This is a genomic window from Patescibacteria group bacterium (genome assembly GCA_041661505.1).
Lineage (GTDB): Bacteria > Patescibacteriota > Patescibacteriia > Patescibacteriales > JBAZCA01 > JBAZCA01.
On sequence record JBAZUF010000005.1, the window covers coordinates 42270 to 67660 of the forward strand.

Here is a 25391-nt window from a genome sequence, read left to right on the forward strand (position 1 = left end):
TTATTAATCTTAATTATGCAGTTTTTATGTCCGCTTATTTCTTATTTACCGCGTCTTCTCCGTATACTCCTTTTACCAAGTCTAAATCTTTGCAGGTTTTGATAAGTAAATCCAAATTTTTTTCTTCCAGGCTTTTAATAACTTCCATCCCAAGCGGATCGCCCACCATCTTAGAGTACATTTCCCGGAAAGCGGCAAAATCTTTAATAAAGCAGTGGCCGCCGGCTCCGCGTCCGGCTTTATGGACCGGCACCATATGCACGTCGTTATAAGCCAGTCCCGGCCGGGCTTCACCGCCTGATTCCCCGCTTTTATGGATTGGATTCAAATGGTTAGAACCGATGCGCGGATCCGCCGCCATCGCGTCCCTTACCGCTTCCCAGCGGCAACCCAGCTTTTCGGCTAAATCGTAAAGCAGGTTGATATAAATCACCTTAAAATAAAACCAGCAATTGCCTCCGTACTTTATAAGCTCGGCTTCTTTGGCCGTGCAAACCAACTCGTAAGGGGCTTTAGGCAGGACGGCCAAAGCTTCTTTGGCTTTTTCTGTATATTCGTCATTTTGGACCGGCGAACCGATAATATTCCTGAACGGATGGGCGGCGTCGTAGGCGGCCGTGGACTCGGTTAAAAATTCCGGCGAATGAAAAATGAACTTGCCCGGATTTTCTTCCTGGATAGATTCGGTCGTCCCGGGTAAAAGGGTAGATTTTATCACTACCGACTTCCCTTCACCCGCCAGCTTAACCACACTCCTTAAGATACTTGAATCAAAGCCTTGGGGCGTAGTCGGGGTCGGGACGGCAATGAAAACGATATCGCAATCTTTGATCTTTTCCTTGTTTTGGACATAAGGTTCTTCCATAGCGTAGCGCACGACTTGAAAACCGCGCTTTTCAAAATCATCGGCATAATTCTTGCCGATCCACCCTTGTCCGATAAATCCGATTAGTTTTCCCATATTTTTACTTTGTTAAATAAGCTTGGACAATATATGCGATTCCATTATGATTTTTAGCGCAAATTATCCGTTAAAAATAGCCGCTGTTTGACCCGCCCTTCAGGGCGGGGAGTTCGGCTATTTTAGGATAATTTGCGCGTGACAAAGGCAAAAATCATCCATGGATGAGCGTATATTGTCCAAGCTGATAAAATTGCAATTTTAAACACTATACCTTATTATTAAATAAAGTATGGCAAAAGTCAAAAAATCCGCCTCCCCGGCGGGTAAAATCCTCTACCTTATTACCCAATCCGAGCTGGGCGGCGCGCAAAGCTATATTTTTGATTTGGCTAAAAACCTTAAGGAAGAGTACGAAATTAGCGTGGCTTTTGGCCTGTCCCGCAATCGGCGGGGCGAGCCGGGCGAGGCTGGGGAGCTGGCTAAAGCCTTAAAAAGCGAAGAAATTAGCGCTTTTTTCCTACCCCATCTTAAGCGCCGTATTTGCCCTCGAAATGACCTTTGGGCCTACTTTGAAATCAAGGCTTTAATCAAAAAATTAGAGCCGGATATAATCCATTTGAATAGCTCTAAGATCTCCATTCTTGGCTCTTTAGCGGCAAGGGCAGTAAAATCCAAAAAGACCCAGATAATCTATACTGCCCACGGCTGGGTCTTTAACGAGCCTATGTCGGGGATTAAAAAAGCCTTTTACAAATGGGCGGAAAAATTTACGGCCCGTTATAAAGATAAAATAATCTGCGTTTCCGAATTCGACCGGCAAGCCGCGCTAAAGGAAGAAATCGCTCCAGCGGAAAAGCTAGTCACTATCCATAACGGCATCGGCGAAATTAATTTCTTAACTAAAGAAGATGCCCGCCAAAAATTAAATCTTCCGCCAGACAGCTTGGTAATCGGCTCCATCGGTAATTTATATAAGACTAAAGGCTTTGAATATTTTATTGAAGCGGCCGCGAGTCTATTAAAAAGCCAGCTCTCCGGCCAAACCAAAGCCCAGGCTGGACAGACTGCGCGTTCTCCGCTCGCCTTTATCATCATCGGCGAAGGCGGAGAAAGAAAAAATCTTGAGGCTTTGATAAATAAACATCATCTGGAAAAACAGTTTATTCTGGCTGGCCGCATTTCGGACGCCTCGCGCCTTTTAAAAGCTTTTGATGTTTATGTTTCTTCTTCAGTTAAAGAAGGCTTGTCTTACACCTTGATCGAAGCAGTTCAGGCAGGACTGCCTATAGTCGCTACCGAGGTCGGCGGCAATCCGGAGGTTTTAGCCGGTTATAGCGCTGACCTTGTTGAACCCGGCGATTCTCAAGCCCTCGCCGAAAAAATCAGCCGCCATCTTGGGCGTCCTTTTCCAATAAAAAAAATACCCCAAGGTTTTACTCTTCGGGAAATGCTTGAGAAGACAAAAAAAATCTACGCTTCATCCTTTTAAATACTTTTTTCCTTTGAGCTTGTCAGGAAAATACTCCTGCTCTTCTTTGTAATCGAATTTAGGCGAATATTTATAGTCTTTGCCGTACCCCAAGTCTTTCATCAGTTTAGTCGGGGCGTTTCGGATATGCAAAGGCGTAGGCAGGTTGCCATGCTCATGCACGTCGCTAGTAGCCTGGCCATAAGCAATATAGAGTTCGTTCGATTTCTTGCACTTAGCCAGGTAAACCACTACCTGCGCTAGAACCACGCCGCATTCCGGCATGCCGATAAAATGGCAAGCCTGGTAAGCCGCTACCGCTTGTTCTAAAGCCCGGGAATTGGCGAGGCCAATGTCTTCCGAAGCGAAACGCACCAGGCGCCGGGCGATATACAAGGGATCTTCTCCGCCTTCCAGCATCCGCGCGAGATAATACAATCCAGCATCCGCGTCTGATCCGCGCAGGGACTTATGGAGAGCCGAAATAATATTATAGTGCTCTTCCCCGTCTTTGTCGTAAAGAAGATGGGATTTTTGAAAAGCTTCTTCAATTTCTTTTTCGCAAATTTCGTTAGTGATATTGCTCGCGTATTCCAAAACATTTAATGCCGTACGCGCGTCGCCGTTCGACATCTTGGCGATCATTTTAATATTATCATCGCTTATTTTTATCTTTTTTGCTCCCAGCCCGCGTTCAGTATCAGCCAAGGCCCGCTTAATAATTACTTCCAGTTCAGATTCACTTAATTGCTCTAAAACAAAAACCCGGCATCTTGATAATAACGCCGGTCTGACTTCAAAACTCGGGTTTTCAGTTGTAGTGCCGATAAAGACGATCGTGCCATTTTCCACGTGGGGTAAAAGCGCGTCCTGTTGGGCTTTATTCCAGCGGTGAATTTCGTCGATAAACAGGATGGTTTTTTTGTCGTATAGCAAATTCTCCCGGGCCCGGTCGATAATCTTTCTTAAGTCCCTCACGCCGCTCGTTACGGCCGAAAACTGGATAAATTCGGCTTTTAAATATCCGGCAATCAGACGGGCTAAAGTCGTTTTTCCCGAACCCGGCGGCCCCCACAAAATCATGGACGGCACCTCGCCGGCTTCAATGGCGCGCCGAAGCATAGCTTCCTTGCCGGCCACTTTGACCTGTCCCACCATTTCTTCCAAATCGACCGGCCGCATCCGGTCGGCTAAGGGTGAAATATTCGTACGATTTGTTTCTTTTCTCGTTTCCATGCCCCCATAGTAGCAAAATTCAAATTTAAATTCAATTAGGAATTATTCAAGCTTCAGCCTGCAAGACCCGCCCTTGACGTCGATGCCGCACAAAGGCATATAGGGAGAGGCGAGAAGCATGCATATTTTTTGACCTGTACTCCCCTCGCATACACCCTTTTTCTTGACTGAAAATATTTTGACGCATTTATTTTTGCCGTCAGTATCATAGATGAAGAATTCATTATTGTTTTTCGATATTTTTTTGCCGACTCGCAGAGTTGTCAAAACATACGCATTGCCGGTACAGTTATTTGTTTCATAATTCAAAGCTATCTCTGGCGCGCTTGCAATATGCGCGCTAGCGCAATCAAAACTGTTAAGCATTCTTATAAAACCATCTTTATCAAAGTAGATCATGCCCTCGCAGGTGCTTTTTTCCGGCAAACTTAAATAAGTGCCCAACCGAAGAGATAAGTCGTTACTATAAACGCCGATAGACTGATAAGGATGGACTCCATCATATTGCGATTGATCAGCCCTTGCCCCCTTCCAAACTCTTTGTTGCACTAATAAACCGCCAGCAAGAATTAGTAATATTATTAAGAAAAAAAATTTAAGATTAAAATTTTTTTTGAGCATAATTTAACGCTTATATTAATTAATATTTAAACCCATTAAATTCTTATGAGTAATTAGCTTCTTAATTTCGCCTCCTATTAAATTCATTAAGAATATAATCCGCGTCAGCGGGTTCGAATTCGGGCCAGTTCTTTTTTAAAAACAGTATCTCGGAATTAGCGCCTTCCCAAAGCAGAAACCCGGAAACTTTTTCTACGCCTGAAGTACGGACAACTATATCCGGATCCGGGAGCTCTCCATTATACAAATATTTCTTTATTATCCCTTCGTGCACCTGGTCTTCCAAAACATTGTTTTTAATCATTTTTTTTATAGCGTCAACCAGCTCTGCCCGGCCGCCGTAATTTAGGCAAATGTTGATAGTCCCGGCTTTGCCGTCTTTAGTCTTGTCGGCCGCAACTTGCACCGCTTGCGGTAAATCTCCGGGCAGTTCGCCGACCCGCCCGCTAAAGATAAGGCGATATTCCTTTTCCACCGCCTGCTCGGCTTCTTTTTCTATGGCCTGCCGCAAAATTTTCATCAGACAATTTACCTCTTCGGCCGGACGGTCCCAGCTCTCGGCGGAAAAAGCGAAAAACGAAAGCGCCTTTACTCCCCGCGAAAAAAACCATTGGGAAGACAAGCCCATTTTTTCATAGCATTTGATATGCCCTTCCTGGTATGGCAAATTCCGTTCGGCCGCCCAGCGCCGGTTTCCGTCCATGATTATTCCGATATGGTTGGGGATATTTTTTTCCATATATGCCAGCTGGCGATTAGCGGCCAGCCTCGCTGATTTTTAATGCCCGTCTTTTAGGCCGCCCTTGAAACTTTTAATAACTTTATCTTCTCGCCGGCTCCGCTTATAATCTTGACGTTTACGGCTAAAAATTCTTTTCTTAAATATTTCACCAGTGCTTCGTTTGCCCGGCCTTTTACCGGCTGGGCGGCCACGTCAATCTTTATTGTTTTTCCTTCTTCGCCTTCCAAAACTTCGCGGACCGCGGTTTTCCCGGCTCCGGTTCTCACTTTTACCCTTAAGTATACTTCTCCTTTTTCCTTAAATTGTTTCTTAAATGGCTCTAGCATTATTTTATTCCGATATAGGCAATCATCGCTTTTAAAGGCTTCGCTTTTTCGCGGCGAAAAGAAAAATATTTACTATCCAGGCAATGGGTGCATTTGCCGCTTATCCTGATATTCTTTTCCGGAACGCCCGCGGTTTTTAGCTGGGTTTTTAAAACTGCCGGCATGTCTAAAAAATATTTGCCGCCGCGCCTTATAACCCCGCTGCCGTAATGTTTAAATTCTTCCATTAAATCTTCCTTAATTTCAAAGTGGCAATTTTTCAGATGCGGTCCGACAAAGAAATATAAATCCTTTTCCCGGGAGCCGAATTCTTCCTTTATCCTTTTTACGGCTTCTTTGCCGATTCCCCTGGCGAGGCCGCGCCAGCCTGCATGGACGATGCCGGCCGCTTTCTTTTCCGGATCAAAGATAAAAATTGCCATGCAGTCCGCTATGGTAACGCTTAATATTGCCTTATCGCGGGTCAACAGCCCGTCAACATTATCAATCATACGGCCGCCTTCCAATACTGATACCCGGCTGATATTTATTCCGTGGGTATTTTCCGCCGAGATTACCCGGGAATTTTCAATTTGGCGGAGCCTGAAAAAATTCTCCCGGTTTAAAATATTTTCTTCCGGCTCCTGATCCTTAAAAAGCTTCATTGACCCGTCTTTTTTCTCCGAGACGCCCCAAATTATATTTGAAAAATTAAAAAGCATAGTCGCTGGCTACTCTTCTTTGAAAACAATGGCGTTGGGGACATTCCGGCCCGGTCCGACAATGTATTCATCATTATACCATAAGGCAGTAGAACCGCCTCCGTCAAGGTTTAAGGCGTATTCCAGGCCAAGAGACTGCATCACCTCGGCGGCTTCCGGAAAGGTGGAATTATAGACGACTGCCAGATAAATTTTATTTTCTTTATAACCCAGAGCGTTATGGACCGAACGCTGGGTCAGCTGCTTTTTGTCCAGCTCCCATTCAATTAGATAATTCATGTAGTCCTGAATCATCCTCGGCTTGTTGCCGATGGCCGCCTGCAATTTTACTCCGTAGTTTTTTTCGAAGCCAGCGACGCTCCCAAATTCCCGGCTGTCTTTAAAATAATAGAATTTGTTGTTCTGGTCAAAGACGAACATCGGCCCGGTCGTCCAGTATTTCAGCTGGTCCTCGTTAATCATGACTCCGAGCCGCGTATTGAAAGTCGGGTAAAAAGTGGAATTATATCCGCATCCGCCGGAATCGCAAAAGTATGATCCGTTTATTCCGGCAAAGGCGCTGGACGAGAGCGCGTATTTAGCCAATGATTTTACCGGGCAATTGGTTTTGCAGTTGGCTTCGTTGGCCGTATCAGTAATTATTTTTAATTTAGGATTGGTTAAATCTATGGTAATAAGGTCCAGCGTAAATATCTTACTGCCAGCCGTCACTTTTTTATGCTCGTATTGGCTGTAATTATTTATCGATTCAGCTGTGCCCGGCTTGTGGATCTTCGCCAAATTTTCACTGGTTATTCCCAAAGAAAGCTCGCGCATAATCCGGAAAGCGTCTGTCGGCCGGCCTAAATAATATTTTTTCAGATCTGTCGGGTTGATATACCAGGCCTCTCCATTTCCTTCTACTTGAAGTAAAATTTTTCCCGCAAGGCTCTGGGTTAGCTGGCGGTCATAACTTTTTGCCGGATCGTTTGTTTGCGCCGAAGCTGGCGCAGAGGCTAATGGCTCGACCGGGCTTGCACTTACAGCCGTTTTGGGAGTCGAGGTAGCCGCTTCTTTTACTCCGGCCACCTTCTTTTCTCCGGGTATGAAAATATTTTTATCCCTTTCCGAAGGTTCAATTTTCGCCAGGCGTTCATTGGTTATTCCCAAAGAAAGCTCGCGCATAATCCGGAAGGCGTCTGTCGGCCGGCCTAAATAATATCTGTTATTGTTGCATGGATTTACGTACCAGGCTTCCCCGTTTTTCTCCACGTTCAAAAGAATCCGTCCGGACAATTCTTTTCCCAGCGGCCCCGCGTTTAATTTAAGCGGGAGTATCAAAAGCGCCGCGGATAAAAATAACCAAAAGCATTTCATAATTCTATCGCACTTTATAATTCAAATTAATTTCAATTATAATTTCCTGGGTGCCGGACGGTACTGACGGTGCGGAAACTTCGCCGCCGCCCATTCCGCCTTTCCCATAATCCTGACTGGCATACTGGCTTGTGTTAGGCGCCTGTATGATATTTTCCCACCAGCCGATTACCTTGCCCAGCCTTACTCCGGCCGCTTCCGCGATACTGCCAGCCTTGGCGCGGGCATCCGCAATAGCTATAATCCTGGCTTCCTGCTTCAAATCCTCCAGCCTTGAAGAGTCAAAACTTATCCCGGCTACCTGATTTGCTCCGGCTTTGGAAGCTTCGGAAATTGCTTTGGAAACCTGATCCGATCCGGATTTGAAATTTTTCACCTTAATTACTAACTGCTGGTTAGCACTATAGCCGGTAACCGTCGAAATGCCGTTGACTGTATCATACTGGGGATTTAATGAATAATTCTGGGTCTGGATATCTTCGGCTTTGACGCCGGCTTTCTTGACGGCTTCAATAATCTTATTAATTGATCCGTTCAGCTGATTTAAAGCGTCTTCGGCCTTTTTTACCTTATCAACCTGGACGCCCAAAGTAATATTCGCGATGTCCGGCTGGTAGTAAACTTTCCCTTGGCCGATCACCGCTACCTGGTTTTGGTCCGGATTCGTAATATAGTCGCGTAAAATCGATACAACCACGATTGCGCCCACCACCAATACCCCTAAAAGGACTAGGGGGCGTTTTGATTTTAACCAGCTTTCGCTTGATGAGTTAAGCATAAATTTTTGGCGCATCAGATTATGCCCAATGCGCGATGAAGAATAAATTCGTATCTAAATCATATAAAAATAGCCCGCACTTGGCAAGGCTATTTTTAAGCGCTTTCTTATATCAAATTTTTTCAAACCAATCTTCAGGGCCGTTTTCTTCGCCTCCACCTCTTAATCCTGCCGCTATTTTTATTCGTACTCTGTCGTTTTGCCGTCGAAATGCTCGTCGTCAGCCATAGCTTCTCCTTTTGTCACGTGCATCACCTTATCGCGGTGCTCGGGAGGAGAATAAACCGTATAAAGCTTCATTGGCTTATCGTTTGAGGTATTTAAAATATTATGCTTTACTCCGGCCGGAACGACAATCGCCGAACCGTCTTCAATCGGGTATTCGGCGTCGTTTAAAATTGCTTTGCCAATACCGGATTCGACCCGTAAAAATTGATCAAGATGATGGACTTCTTCGCCGATATCCTGGCCTGGATCCAAGCTCATCAATACCAGCTGGGAATTTTTCGCGGTATAGAGTACTTGGCGAAAATTCTCATTTTTTAAAGTTAGTTTCTCGATGTTGGAAACATAGCCTTTCATAAATTTTTGCTTTAAGTAAGATTTAAATATTAAACCAAATTAATTTTGCCATCTCTTTATTAATAATTCATTAAGGTTATTATATCAAAGCTTTTGTTTGTTCCACAGCTCGTAAAACCGGAGGAGTGACGCGAAAAAAACCGCCAGCGGTAAGGCTTTAAGTAGCTGCCGATATCGCGGATAAGCTGCCAGTTTGAGTAGCTTAACAGCTTTTCAGAATCAATTTTCTCCCCTTTCATTTCCATGGCTTATTGATATTTATTTTTTAGTTTGCCGTTGCCGCCCCAGATTTCTTATTAATTCCTAATAAAATTACCCCGGCGCACATTGGAATGATTGATAATAACTGAAAACCGGTAGGAGCATCATGAAGAATCAGCCAGACGAAAAACAGGGTCAGAAGAGGCGAAGTGCTGGATAAGGCCGTTGCTTTAGTTACGCTAATACGGTGGATTCCTTCAATCCATAAAATCTTTGAAAAGCCGAGAAGAATAAACCCATTTAACAATAAATAAAATATGACGCTCTTTATGCCGGATGAATAAAAATTGGAGTTAAAAAAAACGGCTAAAGTTAAAATAATAGGAAAACTAACCATAGCCCGGATAAAAAGAATTGATTGGCTGCTAACGCTCTTCCTGGCTCTCTGCTGGAAAAAATTCCCTAGCGGCGCTATAAAGGCGGCGATTAAAACCAGAAAATCACCGATTTGCGGCTTATGAAAATTTGGATATAAAACAATCAAGGCTCCAGCCAAAACCAAGAAAGCGCCGAAAATATGCGTCCTGGGAATATAATGCTTGTGCCATAAATGGAAAAAAACAAAACTAAAAAATACTTCAGTCAAAGCGATAATGGCCGCGTTGCCTGGAGTAGTGTAGCGGAGGCCGAAATAATAAAAAAGATAATAAACCACCCCCAAGATTATTGAGGCCCATAAGATATCGCCGAACGCTTCCCGTCTTTTTAATTCCGGCCATCTCCTTTTAAGAGTTAAAGCCAAAGCGAAAAAAACCGCGGAGAAGAAAGTACTAATACCTAACGACACCAGCGGAGGAATTGCTCTTAAGGATAACGCGGTGATGATAGGAAAAAAACTCCAGAGCATGGTGCCGGACAATATTGACGCTTCCCCTTGTCTTTCTTTACTGATAGCCATATCTATTATTATATTTCAATATTATAACTAAAACATTAAAAAAGCCAACAATAAAAATACGCCCATGCCGGGGCGTATGATTTTAGCCTTACTGGCTTTATTTAAATTTTTAGACCTGAATCTTAGAAAAGAAATAACTGCCTAAGAGAAGAAAAAACATAGTTACTAGCGACAATACGGTTAAATCTAAAGCCAGGCTGAAATGCGAAGTGCCGATTAAAAAGCCGCGCAGGGCGTCGATGCCGTAAGTTAAGGGATCAAGCTTAGCGACAATATCAATGGCTTTAGGCAGGCCTTGCAAGGGAAACAGGGCGCCGGACAAGAAGAATAAAGGCATAACCAGGAAGTTAATAATCAGCTGGAAGCCCTGCATGTCTTCCAGAAACGACGCGATAGCCGTTCCCAGGGCAGTAAAAAGTAAAGCCACGAGCGCCATAACAAGTATTGCCATAGGCACCAAGCTCCAGCTAACCGGCCGGAAGCCAGCCAGCATGGAAATTAAAAACACTATAATCCCCTGAATAGTTGCCACTGTGGCTCCGCCTAAAGTCCGTCCGATCATAATATTGACCCGCGGCATAGGCGCGACTAAAGTTTCTTTTAAAAAACCAAACTGCCGGTCCCAGATAATTTCCATTCCGGAAAAAATCGAAGTGAAAATTATCGACATGCCGATAATTCCGGGCGCTAAAAATTCAATATAGTTCCCGGCTCCGGCCTTTTGAAATACCGCCCCAAAGCCATAGCCCAAAGCCAAAAGAAAAAGCAGAGGCTGGGCTAAGGAGCCGATAATCCGCGACTTTGACCGCGTATATCTTTTAATTTGGCGTAACCAGAGTATGTATATTTTTTTCATATCTAATATTTATCTAAGTAAATCCAATATCTTCTGAAGGGGTTCTTTTGGCTAAAATTGCTTGGTTCGCCCGGGGCGAAATTTTGGCCAAAAGCAGAGTAAAAATTTTCGCTGGAAAAATTTTTATGTCCCTGAAGAAGATATTGGATTTCCTTATCGCTTTCTCGTCCACATGCGCCTCCCCATCCTCAATTTATCCATAGAGGTGCTTTCTTCTTCGCGGATTATTTTCCCGGTCAAAGCTAAAAATGCCTCTTCCAAAGATTCGGTCTTGGTTTGTTTCTTTAAATCATCAGCCGTTCCAGTGGCGATAATTTTCCCGTGGTCGATAATCGCGATCCGCTCCGCCATCTTTTCCGCTTCTTCCATGTAGTGGGTAGTAAAAAACACGGTGGTTTTCTCTTTTTTATTCAGTTCTTTCAGATAGTTCCACATGTGATTCCGGGTTTGCGGATCCAGGCCTAAGGTCGGCTCGTCTAAAAATATAATTTTCGGGTGGTGCAGAAGCCCGCGGGCGATTTCCAGGCGCCTTTTCATTCCGCCGGAGAACTCCTTAACAAAACTGTTGCGCCGATCGTCCAGTTCTACGAATTTCAAAAGCTCGTCAATTTTTTTCCGCCTTTCAATCTTCGGCACGTCGTAAAGAATTCCGTGGAATTCAAGATTTTCAAAAGCCGTCAGCTCGTCGTCCAGGCTTGGGTCCTGAAAAATAATACCAATATTCCTTCGGACATTACTTGAGTCCTTGGCCACGTTAAATCCCGCCACATCCATTTCCCCTTTAGTGGGATTTAAAAGCGTCGTAAGCATCTTGATGGTCGTTGATTTGCCGGCGCCGTTCGGGCCTAAAAAGGCGAACACTTCCCCCTCTTTGACTGAAAAGGAAATATTATCGACAGCCGTAAAATCGTCAAATTTTTTGGTTAAATTTTCTACTTTTATCATAATATTAGTGTATAAAAAAACACCCTGAAACCGGATTGAATAATCCTATTATAACTTATACGCATAATAATGCAAAAGCTTTAAGCTGCCATTAAGGCAAGCGGCTCTTAACTTGAACTTAACATCATTGTAAGAAAATGGTATTAACAGCATCTATATAATAAACCCAGCATTAACTTATTAATTAATCACTATGAACAACAAAATTTTAATTTCCGCGGTTATTATCGTGATAATTATTGTTGGCGGGCTGGCCTATATCTATAGCCAGCCGACAAATGACGCCGCGAATAACCCGCCCTCTAATTCGACGGATAACACCGGTGGAAATGTCCAAAAAGTAACAGTGTCAGGAACTGACTTTAGATTCTCGCCCAGTGAAATCAGGGTTAAGAACGGCCAGCAGGTAAAGATAACCTTTACCAACAACGGACAATTTCCGCACGACTGGAAAGTTGATGAGTTCAGCGCAGTTACCCCGACGGCCCAGCCGGGAGAAACAACGGAAGTAACTTTCACGCCTAACCAAACCGGAACCTTCCAGTATTATTGCGCCGTTCCCGGCCATAAAGATAGGGGCATGGTCGGAAATTTTATAGTAGAATAATTATTTAGCCGGATTATCTTGCGTTGGCGCGGGGTTGCCCTGGACTTCGACTGAGCCTGTTGCCGCGTTTTCCGGGCGGATTTGCACTAGCTGGGCGATAATACTGCCGTCCGAGTTGGCGGTTCCCGTAATCATCACATTTTTTCCGACGGCCATGTCATCTTTAGTGCCGTCAACTGATTTGGAAACCGTAGTAGTGTCGGAATAATAGATTGTTTTTGATCCCGTAGCGTTGGATGACCCATTTGCACCGCTGTTCGCGTTTCCGCCATTGCCGCCTAACTGGATAGTAATACTCTTATCATCTTTTTTTATAATCTCGCCGGCCACAAATCCGCCGCTATTTCTCATAATCCGGTTGGCGCCGCCAGTCCCCGAGCCAGAACCGGCGCCTTGGCCAAACGTGGCAAAACCGCCGCCATTCCTTTGAAAATTGGCAAACGGGCTTTTACTGGCCTGGTATTTCATTCCGCCGTAAAAACCTGCACCGGCAAACACTATTGCCGCGACAATAGTGATAATAATTGATTTTTTGTCCATAGAATTTATATTTCTAATTATATTATGAGTGAAGCATTGAAAAATTATGGTTTGTAACGGCGTAAAAATTTTGCTACAAAATTTTACTGTTTGACCCCGCATTTGCGGGGGAGTTTAAAATTTTGTTAAAAATTTTTGCGCTGTTTCCTTAATTTTTCACCTGCAAACGAATAATATAATTAGAAATTTAGCTTAACATATTAATTACACTCTTACTCATATCTCAAGGCCTCAATCGGATTCAGTTTGGCGGCGCGCCGGGCCGGATAATAGCCGAAAATAATCCCGATGGCAGCCGAAACGCCGAAAGCCAAAAGAACGGAAGACAGAGAAATCGACGTGGCGATGCTCGCGAATTTAGAAACGATCGCGGCTAAAAGCCAGCCTAAAATAATCCCAAAAGCCCCGCCGATAAAAGTAAGCATAATAGCTTCGGCTAAAAATTGATTGGAAATATCGTTCCTTTTGGCGCCAATGGCTTTGCGCAGTCCTATTTCCCGGGTTCGCTCGGTAACGTTAGTAAGCATCATGTTCATAATGCCGATTCCGCCCACAATCAAGGAAATTCCGGCAATAGCGGCTAAAAGCATAGTAAAAGTTCCGGTTACCGAGGATGCCGTTGCCACGATGTCGGCCTGGTTTAAAATCTGGAAATCAGCATTAGCCGCGTTAGATATTTTATGGCGCTGGAGCAAGAGATCATTAACCTGATTTTGCACTGCGGTTAAACCGGACTGATCCTGGGATTGGATATAAATTGTACTAATGTACTCGCTTCCGGATAAATAGCCTTTGGCGGTCGTTAATGGCACAAAAATCATGTCGTCCTGCGAACCGAACCCTGATCCGCCCTTGGACTTAGAAACGCCGATAACTTTAAAATTAACTTGTTTAATGGCAACAGTTTTGCCAAGGGCGTCAGCTCCGGTGCCGAATAAGTCGTCTCTCGCTGTCGGTCCTAAAATCGCCACTTTGCTATTAGACCTTAAGTCAGTTTCGGTAAAAAATTGTCCCTGGTCTATCTCGAGATTCCTGACCGCCGGATATTCAGCTACAGTGCCCACCACCTGGGTATTGGTGTTAGTGCCCTTGGCGGTTATCTGATAGCGGCCAGTCACTTCCGGCTCAACGGCTTTGACGCCGGTAACTTCAGTCTTGATGGCCTCCGCGTCTTCGGTAGTTAGGGTAGTGGCCGAACCCCGGCCGGCCGATACCCCGCCGCCGCCGACAGAACGCTGGAAGCCCGGCATAACGATTAAAAGATTGGAGCCGATGGATTCTATGCTGGCTTCAATCGATTTCTGGGCCCCCTGGCCGATCGCGACCATGGCGATTACCGAACCAATGCCGATAATTATCCCTAAAATCGTTAAGCCTGACCGGGCTTTGTTGGCGCGGATAGCGAAAAATGTCTCCTGGAATAAATCATTTACTAGCATAATTCCTATTGGGCGTTATGAGATTTTTTATCTTCGACGATCACTCCGTCCCGGATGGAAATTATCCGGTTGGCGTGCGCCGCCACTTCCCGCTCATGGGTAATTAAAATAATAGTGTGGCCTTCCCTTTCATTTAGTTCCCGGAAAGTTTTTAATACTATTTCGCCGGTCTTGGTGTCAAGATTTCCGGTCGGCTCATCGGCTAAAATTATGGATGGGTTATTGACTAGCGCTCGGGCAATGGCTACCCTTTGCATTTGCCCGCCGGATAACTGGTTGGTTAAATGCGACCAGCGGTTTTCTTCGAGGCCGGCCGAAAGCAAAGCCTTTTTTGCCATCTCTTCCCTTTTATCGCCGGGCACTTCGGCGTAGACTAATGGCAGTATGACGTTCCGCAGAACGGTTGATCGCGCGAGCAAATTAAACGCTTGGAAAACAAAGCCGATTTTATTTTTCCTAATCTCCGCCAGTTCCTCGTCAGTGAGTTTTGATACATCCTGGCCTTCTAAAAGATATTGGCCGTTGGTTGGGGTATCCAAAGCGCCGATAATATGCATGATTGTGGATTTTCCCGAACCCGAAGGGCCGGTAATGGCAATGAATTCACCTTTGTCAATCTTAAACGACACATCTTTTAATACGTGCGTCTCCACATCGCCGGTATTGTATATTTTATTGATTTTTACGCATTCCAGCATATTAGATCTATTATCTCGTCATCCGAACATTGCTGCCGCCTCCGCCCAATATTCCGAATCCGCTCTGCTGGCCGGAAGTGGTAGTTTTAGCCGCCGTACCGGTAATAGTTTTGGTAATAATTAAATCCCCTTCCGAAAGCCCTTCGGTAATTTCCGTATTAGCATCATTCGATAAGCCGGCCTGAACGTATTTTATTTCCGGCGTGTCGCTTGTTGTAATTCCACTGCTCCCGGAAACTTCTGTCGCACCTTTTAAAATTTCCACGTAGCTTAATCCGTTCGTGTCGGTTTTAATTGCCGTGTTCGGCACTAATAAAGCGTCCAATTTTTGGTCAGTGGTTATGGAGGCCGAAACGCTCATCTCCGGCTTGATCCGCGCGTCCTGGGTATCCAGGGCAATTTGGACTGAATAATTAACCACTCCCGAAGTTACGGTCCCCACCCCGTCAACTTCCACTACGCTTCCGGTAATCTCCAGCCCGTCGATGGCATTAAAGGTTAAGGTAGCTTTTTGGCCAGTCTTAACTTTGGCCGCATCCACCTCGTTTAATGAAACTGTGGCCATTTGCTTATTGGTCACTATAGTCACTAAAGGGGTGGATTGGGATAACGAGGACAGGTCGCCCGGGTTTTGGTAAACCTTGGCCACCACGCCGTCAATCGGCGAAGTAATCGTCGCTTCTTTTAAATTTTCCAAAGCCGTTTGATAGCCGTTTCGCGCCTGGGTAATCTGGATTTTATAGCTCGCGATATCTACCGGCCGGGGAGCGGCCATTTTTAAATCATACGAAGCCTTTTGGCTTTCGTAAGAAAGTTTTTTGGTAGCGACGTCCGCCTGGGCAGACTGGATATTTTTGGCATTGTCTGACTGGGCCTGGGTTAAATTGCTCTTGGCCGTATCCAAAGCGGTTTTAGCGCTACCAACGCTTCCAGACTGGGAAATATCGGAAGATGTCTGGCTTAATTTGGCCGAGGCAATACTTTGCAAGGCTGTCTGGGCGGCGGAAATATTGGATGTAGCGGAGCTCTCCTGCGAAGTGACGGAAGTTTTTAGACTGGTAAGCGTCGCTTCCGGCAGATCGGCGGAAATTACCGAATTTATTAAAACCGTATAAACGTCCTGATCCATTTTTCTGGCATTTTGCAAAACCGCCGTAGAATCGGATAAAAGCGCTTCAATCTGGCTGTCTGTCCAATTGTTGGCGTTAACATTATAATCGGCTTGAAATTTATTGAAAGAATTGCGGGCGGCCTCGTAAGAATTCTGGGCAGTAACCAAGGTTTGGGGATTTACCGCTCCGAGCGAATTTTTATAGGTATTGGAAATATTGTTATAATCATTCATCCCAAGAATGCCGTCCATCAGAACTAAAGATGAACGAACCGCGGAATAAACGGAATTAATCGTGGTTTTCGCGTCGACATAAGCATTATCCAAGTCAGAGTTCTTTGATACGCCGGTTATGCCTTGAGTGGCGACGGCATTATCATAATCCGCCTGCGCTTTAGTTAGGCTCGACTGGGTTTTGGCTAAATTTTGGTCAGCCGTAGTTTTCGCATTAGCTAAATTAGTTTGCGATTGGTCATAAGACAGTTTGGCCGACTGGACGGATTTTAGGGCTACGGCCGCGTCCTGCGAAGTCGGCCCGGCCATTTTAAGATTATAGCTCGCCACCGCGGAATCGTAGGAGGCTTTGGCGTCTTTTAACGACTTCTGCAAGTCCTTGGAATCCAGCGTAGCCAAGACATCGCCAGTCTTAACGTTTTGGCCGGCTTTGACGTTGACAGTAAGAATTTTCGCGGAAATCTGGGGCTTTAAATCAAGCTGGTTAGTGGCCGTCACCTGGCCAGTGCCGGAAACCGAAGTTATTATCGCGCCCTTTTCCACTTTGCCGATAACATAAGCCGGCGGGGCGGCTGACGATTTATTGGAACCGAAATAATAATATCCTCCGCCGCCTATTACTATAACGATTATGGCCGTGATAATTTTATGCTGTTTTATAATTGCCGGAATTTTGATTTTCATCTTTTTTAATTTCTATTAATGATTATTCACGTTATGCGTAATCCATTATTTTTCCATTAAAGCCTCTGGTTCGGTATAATAACAATAACTTTCTTGGGAAAGAAAGCTATTGTCAAAATTTTAATTGTTAATTCTTTTTTCATATTAATCCTACTGGTTGGCCGCCTGGTTTTGCCCCATTATCCCATTGCCGCCCATTGGCCCAAAACCCATCATTCCCGCGTGTCCTTCGCCGCGCAGTTCTCCGTTTCCCAATCCCAAAGATTCAAGTTTGTCATGGGCTTGTTTCATTAAATTGTAGGCGTCAACGTAAGTCTGGAAGTTGCCTTGGTTAATTTTTTTGGCAATCGGGCTATTAGCGCCAACAGCCGCTACCCAGGCATTATAATCATTCGCCGCCAAGGCCTTATCTATGGCGTCGCGCTTAGCCTGCGCTTGCGCCTTATTGGCGTCCATCTTGGCTTTTAAATCGGCTTTTTCCTGATCGGTTAAATTGTTCCAATTATTTTTCCCGTGCATCATCTGGCCGATCTTTTTTACGCCGTTTGATACCGGGTTATCGGTTCCGGCGGCGTAAACCGGAAGGGCGGACAAAACGGCCAAGCTCAAAAGAGCTAAAGAAGAGATTGCGATATATGGTTTTTTCATGGTGTGGTTGCCCCTCCTTTGGTGCTGGCTCTCCAAAGGAGGGGATAAATTAATTGTTAATAGAGATCTAGCTAGAGGGGGCTCCCTTGCAGTTAAATACGCAGGACCGAAGATTATTCTTCAAATCTCTCATCCAGCTCCCTAAAGCCCTCCATCCCCCGCGGTCCCGGCGGCATCAGCATCCCTTCCTTGGGAAATCCCCGGAAAATTCCCCTTCCTGAATTCAAAGGAAGGATTTCGATGGCCTTGAATTCCTCGCCGGAAATTTCTTCTCCAATAACGCGGATCGGGCGGCCGATCATTATTTCAACCCCCCAGTCATTTTTTGCCCCTTGGGTGAATAGCCGCCATTCCTTTCTTCTTATATCAATTACATCGTACACATCGGCCTTCTCTTCGCCTAAGACTAGTCCAATCAGCCGGCCGTCTTCGGGATGGGACCAAAAACCCAGATGGGGATTTATTACTCCGCCATAAAATCCGTAAGGAGTGTTCTGGCTGATAAGGTCGTCCATCTCTTCTGCGAGTCCAAACTTGTGGAATGCCGCTCCCAATCCGGCGGACAGGATGACCGCTCCTCCGATTATAACCAAAACCGGGTAACGGTAGCCTTTTTTTGTTCTTTTGAAGTCATAAAAAACCAAAAAAGTCAGGCTGATTAAAAGCGCGAGCCAAAAAACCGGCAGGGCGATAAATAAATATTGGAGCGGCCAGCGGCCCAGCCTCTGGTAAACCCCCCATTCCGAAAACTGGGAGAAAAAAATCATGAGGGAAAAAGAAAACGCCCCGACCAAAAGCAAAGCCAGCCCGGCTATCCAGATTGCCAGTTCGCGAAAAACAAAATGCCACCGCGGTATCGGCGATATTTTTTTATCCTTGATCGAGTCAAGGAGCTCTTTGTCAAAATTATTGTTTTCTAGCATACGCTTTGGCGTTAATAAATATCTTTTTTGAGCTATATTTCATAATTTAATATCCTGCCTCAATAATTCTTTTTTAAATTCCAATTTTGCCTTATTTAAAAGCGACCCGACGGTTCCGATTGGTTTTTTCAAAATATCGGAGATTTCAGCGTAGCTTTTTTCCTCCAAAAATTTTAAAACCAGCGCCACGCGGTATTTTTCGTTTAGGCCATCCAGTATTTTTTCAATATTGTCTTTTATAATCTTATTGTCCATATCTTTCTTCAAGTCAAATTCAGAAACCAGCCTTTGCGCGATTTCATCCGAAAGCGGGTAAGAATAGCCTTCGGCCCGGGCTTTCAATTTTCGATGGCTGGAAATTACCTGGTTTCTTGCGATCATATAAATCCAGGACGAAAATTTTAAATCGGCGTCAAAGCCATTTAGATTCAAGTAAACTTTAAAAAAAATGTCCTGGAGCAGATCCTCGGCGTCCTCATCCGGCACATTGGTTATACGCTTGATAAAATTAAAAATTTTCAGCTTGTATCTTTGAATGAGGTATAAAAAATTCTCCTGGTTTTCTAAGGACCGGATTACCAGCTCTTCGTCAGTTAACTTGCCAGCTTGTTCTAAATCCAGCATAAGCTCTTTATAATATAATACGGATGGCCAGGCTATTTTCTTCAATCTAGCGCCTTGCGGGCTATTTGGCAATCTAGTCTTTCCCAAGCGCTTATATTACATAGAGGGCTTGGCTTGACTATAAAAGCCGCCTATAGGCGGCCGGAAAACACTGCCACGTTAAAATTTTTAAGCCGCCCGGCTGACCAGATAGACAAAAGCCACTCCCAGCACCGTCAGAACTATCAATTTCGGCGAGCTCTTGTTCGAATGGGCTTCGGGAAGGATGTCGCTCGCCCCTATATATAGCAGAAACCCGGCGAAAAACCCTAAATACAATACGAGAAAATGAGAGGAAAAACTAATAACTAAAGTCGTAGCCGCGCCCAAAATCGGCGCCAAAGCGTCTAAAAGCAAAAACCATTTGGCTTTTCTTTCGCTATTTTTATTGGCGAGCATCAAGGTAACGGTGTTCATGCCGTCGGTAAAATCATGGGAGATTACGGCGATGGCGACCAGAACTCCAACGGCCGGATTAACCTGAAATCCTAACCCAATACCGAGCCCATCCATAAAGCTATGCCCGGCCAAAGCCAAGGCGCTTAAAACCCCGACGTGGGGATGCTTATGGCAGGCATAGCAGTCTTCCTGGGCGTGGTGGATAAGAATGGTTTTTTCCAAAATATGAAAAACCAAAAACCCGATAACGAGCGCCGTCATCACCTCAAAGGAATCAAAATTATTAATCCTCACCTGGTCGATAATTTCAGGGAAAATATCAAAACTAACTACGCCCATCAATACCCCGGCGGAAAAAGCCATGATGTAGTGGAGCTTGTCCTTGAATTTCACGGCAAAGAGGCCGCCGGCTAGCGTCGAAAAAAAAGTCGCGAGTGAAAATAAGACTACTGGCATGAAGCTGGTTTTCTTGAATAATCAAAATCCTTGGCAAAAAAATACTTGGCCAGGGCGTAAATGCTGTAAGTTATAAACGGGGCGGCAAAGACATCAATAGAATAATGGACGTGGGCTAAAAGTACGCTGGTTCCTAAAATAAAAGAAATTGCGATGAAAGTATAGCGCCAAATTTTTTCCGGCCAGAAAACGAGCGCCATTAAGAGAGGCATGCCTGTGTGGCCGGAAAAGAAAAAATCATTGGTATTGTTATAAAGCAAATTGAATAAGCCAAAGCCGAAGCTCTGGTTGTCTAAGGCTAAAGCGTCTGGCGAATAGCCCAGATGCGTCAAACTGATAAAGAACGACCGGGTGACTAGAAAAATCGAAAAGGCTTTGATGCCGAAGCAAAAATACTTAGGCTTATAAAAAAACAGGAAGATGCCTATGAAAGTGGCGGCCAGCGCGCCCTGGATGATAAAAAAATCAACGTCAACGGTCGGCAGGTTATTTAATAATACGTCGCTTACCGCTACGCCGTTAATTCCGCTTACATAAGTATCCGCTGTCTTTTGGACTACTAAAGCGACTAAAAGATAGCCCAAGCTCGAAATTACGGCTGGCAGGTTCTCCCGGGTCCAAAAGCTTTTGCTATTCGCGTGGAATTCTTTAAAAATTTTTCTCATTTTTTTGGCTCTAAATCCGCCGCGGATCCTTTGGCGCCAAGCCGGTTATTTTATGTCCGAAAAATCTTTCAGCTCGTTCCATCTTTTTTCCATCTTTACCGCGTCTTTATCATCCATGAATTTTCCGTATTGCGAGTGCGTCCTCTCAATCCTCTTTTTATACCGGATTGGGCACCAGAAGCGTTCAGTCCTGGCGCCGATTTCGTACGCGTATCGGACCAGGTTATTGAAATAACCGCAGTAATAGCAATTCATTTTCTGCAGCCAGTTCAAATAGGGCCAAAGCTGGCGGTCATGAATGAAATAGTCTTCGCTTTTTACTAAAGGAATGCCGTAGATCCGAAAGCAAAACTGCTGGTAGATTTCCAGGCAGATGTGGAAAAAAGCTATTGGTACGATCATGCCGTAAATCACCGGCATTGAAATAAGGTAGCCCCAATTTACCCTGGAAAAAAGCACGCTTTTCGGCCTGGGCAAAAATCTTCCAAAATTTTCCAATGCGTTAGGCAGCATATTCTTAATCCTTAAATTTAACTATGTTTATTATTACATAAACAAGTTAAATCGTCCATTAAGAAAAATTGCCCCTGTAAATTGGGGCGGTTTTTTCCTGTCTCGCCATCCGGCGATAAATAATAAATAACCGGGTCGGGATTAAGCAGTTCTCCACTTAAAAGTTTCCCCGCCCCGGAACACCTTAACGTTCCCAACCATCTCCGGCGCTGCCCAGTCCTCTTTTATTAATTCCAGACTGCCGGTATTTAAAGGCATCCCGTAAAACTCCGCCCCAAATCTCGAAACAAAGTCTTCCAGTTTTTCCAGTTTCCCTTCTTTTTCAAAAATTTCCGCCAGTCCGGGTAATGCTACGGGCGCGGTAAAAATTCCCGCCGGCGGGTTATCGCTTTGTTTTTTTTCAATCGGGTGCGGGGCTGAATCCGAGCCGAAGAAGAATTTCGAATTGCCGCTCGTCATCGCCTCAATTACAGCCTTGCAATCGTCGTCAGTCTTAGCCACCGGCATACAGTATTTAAAAGCGTCAATTATCTTCCCTTCTTTATTAATGACATCATCATAAATTACCACCGCGTGATGATAAGTTAAGCCGGCCGCTACGTTCGGCCCGGCCGCTTTCACGGCCTCAATCAGTTCTCTGGTAGATGCATGTTCAACGACGATTTTTAACCTGGGAAATTCGGAAATTATTTTTTTTAAAAACGGAATAGCCCTATATTCGCGCTCCAAAAACGGTACGGGATCGCCATTTTCTTCGGCCGCCAACTCTACATGCATGCTAAAAACCATGCCCAGTTCTTCCGCCCGTTTAATAACCGGGTAATAATCTTTAAGTTCATGATAAGATATTCCGTAAGCTGAACCGGTTGAAGTTTGCCCCGGAATTAACTTCAAAATTTTTGCCCCGGCGGCAAACGCTTCTTCTAGTATTCCGGGTGTGGTTTTTTTTATGAGCATTACGGTCATAATCGGTTCGAACCCAGGCCCAGCCGCCCGCACGATTTCATTCCGGTATTTTACAACGTCTTCCGCCGCAACGATCGGCTCGGGTAAATTTCCCATGGCTACTGCCCTAGCGAAAACACCTTTTAAAGACGGCAAAACCACCTTTTCCATTTCCTCTCCCCTTCTCAAATGCTCATGAAAATCATCCGGTTTTCTTATTGTAATCTTGTCCATAAAACGTTAATCCTTAATTAGTCTAACTACAGCCAAGACTGTCCGAATTTACGACTATCGATATTTATTTATCTCATCCCTTAACTTCTTCGCTTCTTCTTTCGGGTTGTCGGAAAAAATTATCGCCCGCGAAGAATTGATTATGAGGCCCTTCTTTTCCGAATTCAGTCCGTATTTTATCCATTCATCAATACTTCCTCCCTGGGGCCCAAAACCCGGCGACAAAAAAGTCATATCCCCGGCAATCTGCCTTCCCTTTTTCATTTCTTCCGGATAAGTAACGCCCATTACCATCATGCAGTTCTCATTCTCATTCCAGTCGTTAACCACATTCTCGGCCACGATTTGCCACAAGGGCTTGCCGTCAAAAACCAGGTCTTGAAATTCTCCGGCTCCTGGGTTGGAGGTCCGGACTAAGATAACGCAGACCTTGTCTTTGCGATTAAGGATTGGCTGAAGCGACTCTTTACCCATATACGGACTGACCGTCAGGGCGTCGGCGCCCAGCCAGTCGTAAGTCGCTTTTAAATAGCCTTTATTGGTATTGCCGATATCGCCGCGCTTACAGTCCACGATTATAAAAACATCCGGATATTTTTCCCGCGCGTAATCAATGGTCATTTTCAATTCCCTTAATCCCTGATCGCCCCGCTCTTCGTAAAAAGCATTATTTGGTTTAAAAACCGCCGCGTATTCATGGGTTTCGTCCATGATATATTTATTAAATTCAAACTGGGGATTTTCTTTTCTTTTAAATTTCTCCGGCAATTTATCAAAATCCGGATCCAAGCCGACTGATAAAAGCGAATTCGCCTTGTCCATTCTTTTATTCAATTTGTCTATGATATTCATACTGAAATTTTAGTTTATAATTTTCTAATATCCCGATATATTCAGGCTCATTATGCTGGTTTATTAATCTCACCTGCATCCAGCGCCTCAAAAATTTTTTCCACGAGTTTAGCCGGATCTTCTTCGATAACAATTTTCACTTGGCTGGGTTTTTCGGTGGTTTTCGTAAAATTTATTAAGTATTCGTCTACCACTCCGCCCGAACCTTTTAAAAATCCGATTACATTTCCTGCTTCGCCGTCGTCATACAAAATTGTAAATTCGTTCATAGTTCCGGTCCGGCCGGAAATAAAAATACCGGCGTCGCAAGTCCGGCAACTAATCATGTTTCTTCCCTTTTGGCCCATGCCGGTAAGAACAAGAATATACGGCTCTACCGGATTTTTGTATTTGTCAACATGCTCATCCAGGCTAATGGCCGGAGAAAACCCGATATTCATTCCGCCTTCTTCGGCCGCTCCCATCGCCGCCTCATAAGGCAGGCCGCGGGTCGCTCCGGAAATTAGAATCCCGCCTCTTTTAGCAATTTCCTCGCCGATTTTCCTCGCTAACGGCTTTAACTCTTCCACATTAGATCCGGCCGCCGATCCAAAAACGCCGATTTTAAATTTTTTTGAAAAATTTTCGGTACTCATAATTTATACTTATTGTTTTATTCCCTTCCTTTCTAAATATTCTTTCCCGTGCCCGACTTCAGTTGAAATTGGCACTCCCTGCTTACACATATGGCATTCATCCTCATTACAAGCCTGAATTTTTATTGCCTTAAGCGGAAGATATTTTGTTCCGAAAAATTCATCAGTTACCTCGTCGGGATTCCGATTGACCATGGAACAAACTGCGACAACATCTCCTCCGGCTTCTTGGATGGCTTTTACAGTTTTTAAAGCCGAGAGGCCGGTCGTTGTCCAATCTTCCACCACCAAAACTTTTTTTCCTTTTACGAACTTATCATAACCGCGGGTGAACCTTTGGCTTTTATCCGGCATCTTTTCAGTATAAACGCCGTATATTACTTTGCCTTTCAATTTTGAAAGATGATAAGCCGTCCATTGAGAAAGAATAATTGCCCCTAAAGCCGGGCCGACTACCGTATCAATGTCCAGGTCTTTAGTTTTCTCCGCCATCATCATCCCTACTTCTGAAGTTAACTCGGCATAAGGGTAAAGGCCATCCTTATTAAGGTAAGTATCGGAATGCTGGCCATTGGTAAAAACAAAATGGCCCTTCAAAATCGCATTCGCTTCTTTTAGAATGTCAAAAATGTCTCGCATAATTTTAATTCAATTTATTTTTTATAACCTTTCCCAATTTTTTCACCTCTTTCTTAACTTCTTTAATATGTTTTTCTGTTGGCAAACGTTCCGGCAAGACTCCGCCGATATCTTTAATAGTCTGTCTAACTTTCCCTCCGACCATAAAATGAGCTTGAGTGGCCTCGCGCTCGCCTTCAATTTTATCCTTGTTTATTTTCTCATCAGTTTGAGTAATGCGGAACAAATTAGCCGCCAATTCGGTTGATCCCGCACGGTCTAATAATTCGCCTTTTTTTATTCCCTTCTTTTGTTCTATTTCCGAAAGCGGCATGCCATATAATCCTTTGTAGCCCGCGTCATTAAATGTGCCAAAGCGGCTGACTCCGGCTTTTTTAGCGGTTTTAAACAACCTCTTGTTTGAGTCAGCTACCTCATTCCTGATAAACAATCTCTTTTCATTATCCGGCAATTGCTCAAAAATTTCCTGTTTCCGGGTTTGCAGGGCAAAGTAGGTTTGCGCCATGGCGATTTGAGGTTTATTAGAATCACCATTCTGGGCTATCAAGTAGCAAGCATACCGGTCTAACTTGTAATCCACAACCCTTCTTACCGAATCTAAGCCAATTTTTACCATTTTGGTAGCCTTAACGAAATGGAGATCAACATCTTGACCGCTCTCAATGCAAGCCCGCGCGGCTTTGCCGATCACATCTTCAAAATTTCGCCAGTCGACATAACCCAATAACAACATTAATTCCCGCGCCAGCCAATATTCAATGCTATTTCCGTCAATTTTTTTTATGTCCTCAAAATTTTTATGAGGACCGGACATTATTATTTCGTTATTCAT

30 protein-coding genes are annotated in these 25391 nt (G+C 44.5%); 2 read left to right on the plus strand and 28 right to left on the minus strand.

Annotation, left to right across the window (positions count from 1 at the left end):
* Nucleotides 1-34: 34 nt before the first annotated feature.
* Nucleotides 35-961, minus strand: a complete 927-nt coding sequence (locus WC715_05070; GenBank protein ID MFA6171787.1) for a hypothetical protein — start codon at nt 959-961, stop codon at nt 35-37.
* A gap of 232 nt (nt 962-1193) precedes the next feature.
* Between WC715_05070 and WC715_05075 the strand changes: the two genes are divergently transcribed.
* Entirely contained in the window at nt 1194-2393 is a 1200-nt protein-coding gene (locus WC715_05075) for a glycosyltransferase (protein MFA6171788.1), read from the plus strand.
* Here the strand turns inward: WC715_05075 and WC715_05080 are convergent.
* The 12 genes from WC715_05080 to WC715_05135 all read right to left on the minus strand — a co-directional run bounded on the left by WC715_05080 (nt 2382) and on the right by WC715_05135 (nt 11674).
* Nucleotides 2382-3608 carry a replication-associated recombination protein A gene (locus WC715_05080; GenBank protein ID MFA6171789.1) on the minus strand — a complete coding sequence of 409 codons (1227 nt, stop codon included), beginning with the start codon at nt 3606-3608 and terminating at the stop codon, nt 2382-2384. The genes WC715_05075 and WC715_05080 overlap by 12 nt on opposite strands.
* A gap of 42 nt (nt 3609-3650) precedes the next feature.
* A complete protein-coding gene (locus WC715_05085) occupies nt 3651-4229 on the minus strand; it encodes a hypothetical protein (GenBank protein MFA6171790.1) in 579 nt (192 codons plus the stop codon).
* Between the two features lie 61 nt (nt 4230-4290).
* Nucleotides 4291-4968 carry a polyprenyl diphosphate synthase gene (gene uppS, locus WC715_05090; GenBank protein ID MFA6171791.1) on the minus strand — a complete coding sequence of 226 codons (678 nt, stop codon included), beginning with the start codon at nt 4966-4968 and terminating at the stop codon, nt 4291-4293.
* Nucleotides 4969-5021: 53 nt separating this feature from the next.
* Nucleotides 5022-5297, minus strand: coding sequence for a DUF167 domain-containing protein (locus tag WC715_05095; GenBank protein ID MFA6171792.1), 276 nt, complete (start codon nt 5295-5297; stop codon nt 5022-5024).
* Nucleotides 5297-5998, minus strand: a complete 702-nt coding sequence (locus WC715_05100) for a polyphenol oxidase family protein (protein ID MFA6171793.1) — start codon at nt 5996-5998, stop codon at nt 5297-5299. The genes WC715_05095 and WC715_05100 overlap by 1 nt, the downstream gene beginning before the upstream one ends.
* Nucleotides 5999-6007: 9 nt before the next feature.
* Nucleotides 6008-7354: a phosphodiester glycosidase family protein gene (locus WC715_05105; protein ID MFA6171794.1), complete on the minus strand. Its 1347-nt coding sequence runs from the start codon at nt 7352-7354 to the stop codon at nt 6008-6010.
* Nucleotides 7355-7358: 4 nt separating this feature from the next.
* Nucleotides 7359-8132, minus strand: coding sequence for an SIMPL domain-containing protein (locus tag WC715_05110; GenBank protein MFA6171795.1), 774 nt, complete (start codon nt 8130-8132; stop codon nt 7359-7361).
* Nucleotides 8133-8312: 180 nt separating this feature from the next.
* The gene (locus WC715_05115; GenBank protein MFA6171796.1) at nt 8313-8714 is read right to left on the minus strand and encodes a cupin domain-containing protein; all 402 of its coding nucleotides are present in this window, start codon (nt 8712-8714) and stop codon (nt 8313-8315) included.
* Between the two features lie 59 nt (nt 8715-8773).
* On the minus strand, nt 8774-8959 hold the full coding sequence (locus tag WC715_05120) for a hypothetical protein (GenBank protein MFA6171797.1): 186 nt from the start codon (nt 8957-8959) through the stop codon (nt 8774-8776).
* A 20-nt stretch (nt 8960-8979) separates the two neighbouring features.
* A complete protein-coding gene (locus WC715_05125) occupies nt 8980-9873 on the minus strand; it encodes a DMT family transporter (protein MFA6171798.1) in 894 nt (297 codons plus the stop codon).
* Nucleotides 9874-9982: 109 nt separating this feature from the next.
* Nucleotides 9983-10729, minus strand: a complete 747-nt coding sequence (locus WC715_05130) for an ABC transporter permease (protein MFA6171799.1) — start codon at nt 10727-10729, stop codon at nt 9983-9985.
* 153 nt (nt 10730-10882) lie between these two features.
* On the minus strand, nt 10883-11674 hold the full coding sequence (locus tag WC715_05135) for an ATP-binding cassette domain-containing protein (GenBank protein ID MFA6171800.1): 792 nt from the start codon (nt 11672-11674) through the stop codon (nt 10883-10885).
* A 193-nt stretch (nt 11675-11867) separates the two neighbouring features.
* Between WC715_05135 and WC715_05140 the strand changes: the two genes are divergently transcribed.
* Entirely contained in the window at nt 11868-12281 is a 414-nt protein-coding gene (locus WC715_05140) for a cupredoxin domain-containing protein (protein MFA6171801.1), read from the plus strand.
* Here the strand turns inward: WC715_05140 and WC715_05145 are convergent, their stop codons facing one another.
* The 15 genes from WC715_05145 to dinD form a co-directional block, all read right to left on the minus strand.
* Complete coding sequence (locus tag WC715_05145) at nt 12282-12821, minus strand: hypothetical protein (protein ID MFA6171802.1); 540 nt, start codon at nt 12819-12821, stop codon at nt 12282-12284.
* Nucleotides 12822-13033: 212 nt separating this feature from the next.
* Nucleotides 13034-14260 carry an ABC transporter permease gene (locus WC715_05150; GenBank protein ID MFA6171803.1) on the minus strand — a complete coding sequence of 409 codons (1227 nt, stop codon included), beginning with the start codon at nt 14258-14260 and terminating at the stop codon, nt 13034-13036.
* A 5-nt stretch (nt 14261-14265) separates the two neighbouring features.
* Nucleotides 14266-14958, minus strand: a complete 693-nt coding sequence (locus tag WC715_05155; protein ID MFA6171804.1) for an ABC transporter ATP-binding protein — start codon at nt 14956-14958, stop codon at nt 14266-14268.
* Between the two features lie 10 nt (nt 14959-14968).
* On the minus strand, nt 14969-16987 hold the full coding sequence (locus WC715_05160) for a biotin/lipoyl-binding protein (protein ID MFA6171805.1): 2019 nt from the start codon (nt 16985-16987) through the stop codon (nt 14969-14971).
* A gap of 150 nt (nt 16988-17137) precedes the next feature.
* Nucleotides 17138-17635 (minus strand): hypothetical protein, encoded by a 498-nt coding sequence (locus WC715_05165; protein ID MFA6171806.1) that lies wholly within the window; start codon nt 17633-17635, stop codon nt 17138-17140.
* Between the two features lie 113 nt (nt 17636-17748).
* Nucleotides 17749-18558 carry a hypothetical protein gene (locus tag WC715_05170; GenBank protein MFA6171807.1) on the minus strand — a complete coding sequence of 270 codons (810 nt, stop codon included), beginning with the start codon at nt 18556-18558 and terminating at the stop codon, nt 17749-17751.
* A 39-nt stretch (nt 18559-18597) separates the two neighbouring features.
* Entirely contained in the window at nt 18598-19182 is a 585-nt protein-coding gene (locus WC715_05175; protein ID MFA6171808.1) for an RNA polymerase sigma factor, read from the minus strand.
* Between the two features lie 168 nt (nt 19183-19350).
* The gene (locus WC715_05180) at nt 19351-20076 is read right to left on the minus strand and encodes a ZIP family metal transporter (GenBank protein MFA6171809.1); all 726 of its coding nucleotides are present in this window, start codon (nt 20074-20076) and stop codon (nt 19351-19353) included.
* Nucleotides 20067-20741, minus strand: coding sequence for a phosphatase PAP2-related protein (locus WC715_05185; protein ID MFA6171810.1), 675 nt, complete (start codon nt 20739-20741; stop codon nt 20067-20069). Before WC715_05185 ends, WC715_05180 begins: the two co-directional genes overlap by 10 nt.
* 45 nt (nt 20742-20786) lie before the next feature.
* Nucleotides 20787-21254, minus strand: coding sequence for a hypothetical protein (locus WC715_05190; GenBank protein ID MFA6171811.1), 468 nt, complete (start codon nt 21252-21254; stop codon nt 20787-20789).
* 141 nt (nt 21255-21395) lie between these two features.
* Nucleotides 21396-22433, minus strand: a complete 1038-nt coding sequence (locus WC715_05195; protein MFA6171812.1) for an amidohydrolase family protein — start codon at nt 22431-22433, stop codon at nt 21396-21398.
* Between the two features lie 54 nt (nt 22434-22487).
* On the minus strand, nt 22488-23285 hold the full coding sequence (gene pyrF, locus WC715_05200; protein MFA6171813.1) for an orotidine-5'-phosphate decarboxylase: 798 nt from the start codon (nt 23283-23285) through the stop codon (nt 22488-22490).
* Nucleotides 23286-23335: 50 nt separating this feature from the next.
* The gene (locus WC715_05205; protein ID MFA6171814.1) at nt 23336-23920 is read right to left on the minus strand and encodes a hypothetical protein; all 585 of its coding nucleotides are present in this window, start codon (nt 23918-23920) and stop codon (nt 23336-23338) included.
* A 9-nt stretch (nt 23921-23929) separates the two neighbouring features.
* Entirely contained in the window at nt 23930-24559 is a 630-nt protein-coding gene (locus WC715_05210; protein ID MFA6171815.1) for a phosphoribosyltransferase family protein, read from the minus strand.
* Between the two features lie 4 nt (nt 24560-24563).
* Entirely contained in the window at nt 24564-25391 is an 828-nt protein-coding gene (gene dinD, locus WC715_05215) for a DNA damage-inducible protein D (GenBank protein MFA6171816.1), read from the minus strand.

Excerpts from the sequence above, each read along its gene's own strand:
- WC715_05070 (MFA6171787.1), bottom strand. The coding sequence starts at position 961 with ATGGGAAAACTAATCGGATTTATCGGACAAGGGTGGATCGGCAAGAAT.
- WC715_05075 (MFA6171788.1), top strand. The coding sequence starts at position 1,194 with ATGGCAAAAGTCAAAAAATCCGCCTCCCCGGCGGGTAAAATCCTCTAC.
- WC715_05080 (MFA6171789.1), bottom strand. The coding sequence starts at position 3,608 with ATGGAAACGAGAAAAGAAACAAATCGTACGAATATTTCACCCTTAGCC.
- WC715_05085 (MFA6171790.1), bottom strand. The coding sequence starts at position 4,229 with ATGCTCAAAAAAAATTTTAATCTTAAATTTTTTTTCTTAATAATATTA.
- uppS (MFA6171791.1), bottom strand. The coding sequence starts at position 4,968 with ATGGAAAAAAATATCCCCAACCATATCGGAATAATCATGGACGGAAAC.
- WC715_05095 (MFA6171792.1), bottom strand. The coding sequence starts at position 5,297 with ATGCTAGAGCCATTTAAGAAACAATTTAAGGAAAAAGGAGAAGTATAC.
- WC715_05100 (MFA6171793.1), bottom strand. The coding sequence starts at position 5,998 with ATGCTTTTTAATTTTTCAAATATAATTTGGGGCGTCTCGGAGAAAAAA.
- WC715_05105 (MFA6171794.1), bottom strand. The coding sequence starts at position 7,354 with ATGAAATGCTTTTGGTTATTTTTATCCGCGGCGCTTTTGATACTCCCG.
- WC715_05110 (MFA6171795.1), bottom strand. The coding sequence starts at position 8,132 with ATGCTTAACTCATCAAGCGAAAGCTGGTTAAAATCAAAACGCCCCCTA.
- WC715_05115 (MFA6171796.1), bottom strand. The coding sequence starts at position 8,714 with ATGAAAGGCTATGTTTCCAACATCGAGAAACTAACTTTAAAAAATGAG.
- WC715_05120 (MFA6171797.1), bottom strand. The coding sequence starts at position 8,959 with ATGGAAATGAAAGGGGAGAAAATTGATTCTGAAAAGCTGTTAAGCTAC.
- WC715_05125 (MFA6171798.1), bottom strand. The coding sequence starts at position 9,873 with ATGGCTATCAGTAAAGAAAGACAAGGGGAAGCGTCAATATTGTCCGGC.
- WC715_05130 (MFA6171799.1), bottom strand. The coding sequence starts at position 10,729 with ATGAAAAAAATATACATACTCTGGTTACGCCAAATTAAAAGATATACG.
- WC715_05135 (MFA6171800.1), bottom strand. The coding sequence starts at position 11,674 with ATGATAAAAGTAGAAAATTTAACCAAAAAATTTGACGATTTTACGGCT.
- WC715_05140 (MFA6171801.1), top strand. The coding sequence starts at position 11,868 with ATGAACAACAAAATTTTAATTTCCGCGGTTATTATCGTGATAATTATT.
- WC715_05145 (MFA6171802.1), bottom strand. The coding sequence starts at position 12,821 with ATGGACAAAAAATCAATTATTATCACTATTGTCGCGGCAATAGTGTTT.
- WC715_05150 (MFA6171803.1), bottom strand. The coding sequence starts at position 14,260 with ATGCTAGTAAATGATTTATTCCAGGAGACATTTTTCGCTATCCGCGCC.
- WC715_05155 (MFA6171804.1), bottom strand. The coding sequence starts at position 14,958 with ATGCTGGAATGCGTAAAAATCAATAAAATATACAATACCGGCGATGTG.
- WC715_05160 (MFA6171805.1), bottom strand. The coding sequence starts at position 16,987 with ATGAAAATCAAAATTCCGGCAATTATAAAACAGCATAAAATTATCACG.
- WC715_05165 (MFA6171806.1), bottom strand. The coding sequence starts at position 17,635 with ATGAAAAAACCATATATCGCAATCTCTTCTTTAGCTCTTTTGAGCTTG.
- WC715_05170 (MFA6171807.1), bottom strand. The coding sequence starts at position 18,558 with ATGCTAGAAAACAATAATTTTGACAAAGAGCTCCTTGACTCGATCAAG.
- WC715_05175 (MFA6171808.1), bottom strand. The coding sequence starts at position 19,182 with ATGCTGGATTTAGAACAAGCTGGCAAGTTAACTGACGAAGAGCTGGTA.
- WC715_05180 (MFA6171809.1), bottom strand. The coding sequence starts at position 20,076 with ATGCCAGTAGTCTTATTTTCACTCGCGACTTTTTTTTCGACGCTAGCC.
- WC715_05185 (MFA6171810.1), bottom strand. The coding sequence starts at position 20,741 with ATGAGAAAAATTTTTAAAGAATTCCACGCGAATAGCAAAAGCTTTTGG.
- WC715_05190 (MFA6171811.1), bottom strand. The coding sequence starts at position 21,254 with ATGCTGCCTAACGCATTGGAAAATTTTGGAAGATTTTTGCCCAGGCCG.
- WC715_05195 (MFA6171812.1), bottom strand. The coding sequence starts at position 22,433 with ATGGACAAGATTACAATAAGAAAACCGGATGATTTTCATGAGCATTTG.
- pyrF (MFA6171813.1), bottom strand. The coding sequence starts at position 23,285 with ATGAATATCATAGACAAATTGAATAAAAGAATGGACAAGGCGAATTCG.
- WC715_05205 (MFA6171814.1), bottom strand. The coding sequence starts at position 23,920 with ATGAGTACCGAAAATTTTTCAAAAAAATTTAAAATCGGCGTTTTTGGA.
- WC715_05210 (MFA6171815.1), bottom strand. The coding sequence starts at position 24,559 with ATGCGAGACATTTTTGACATTCTAAAAGAAGCGAATGCGATTTTGAAG.
- dinD (MFA6171816.1), bottom strand. The coding sequence starts at position 25,391 with ATGAATAACGAAATAATAATGTCCGGTCCTCATAAAAATTTTGAGGAC.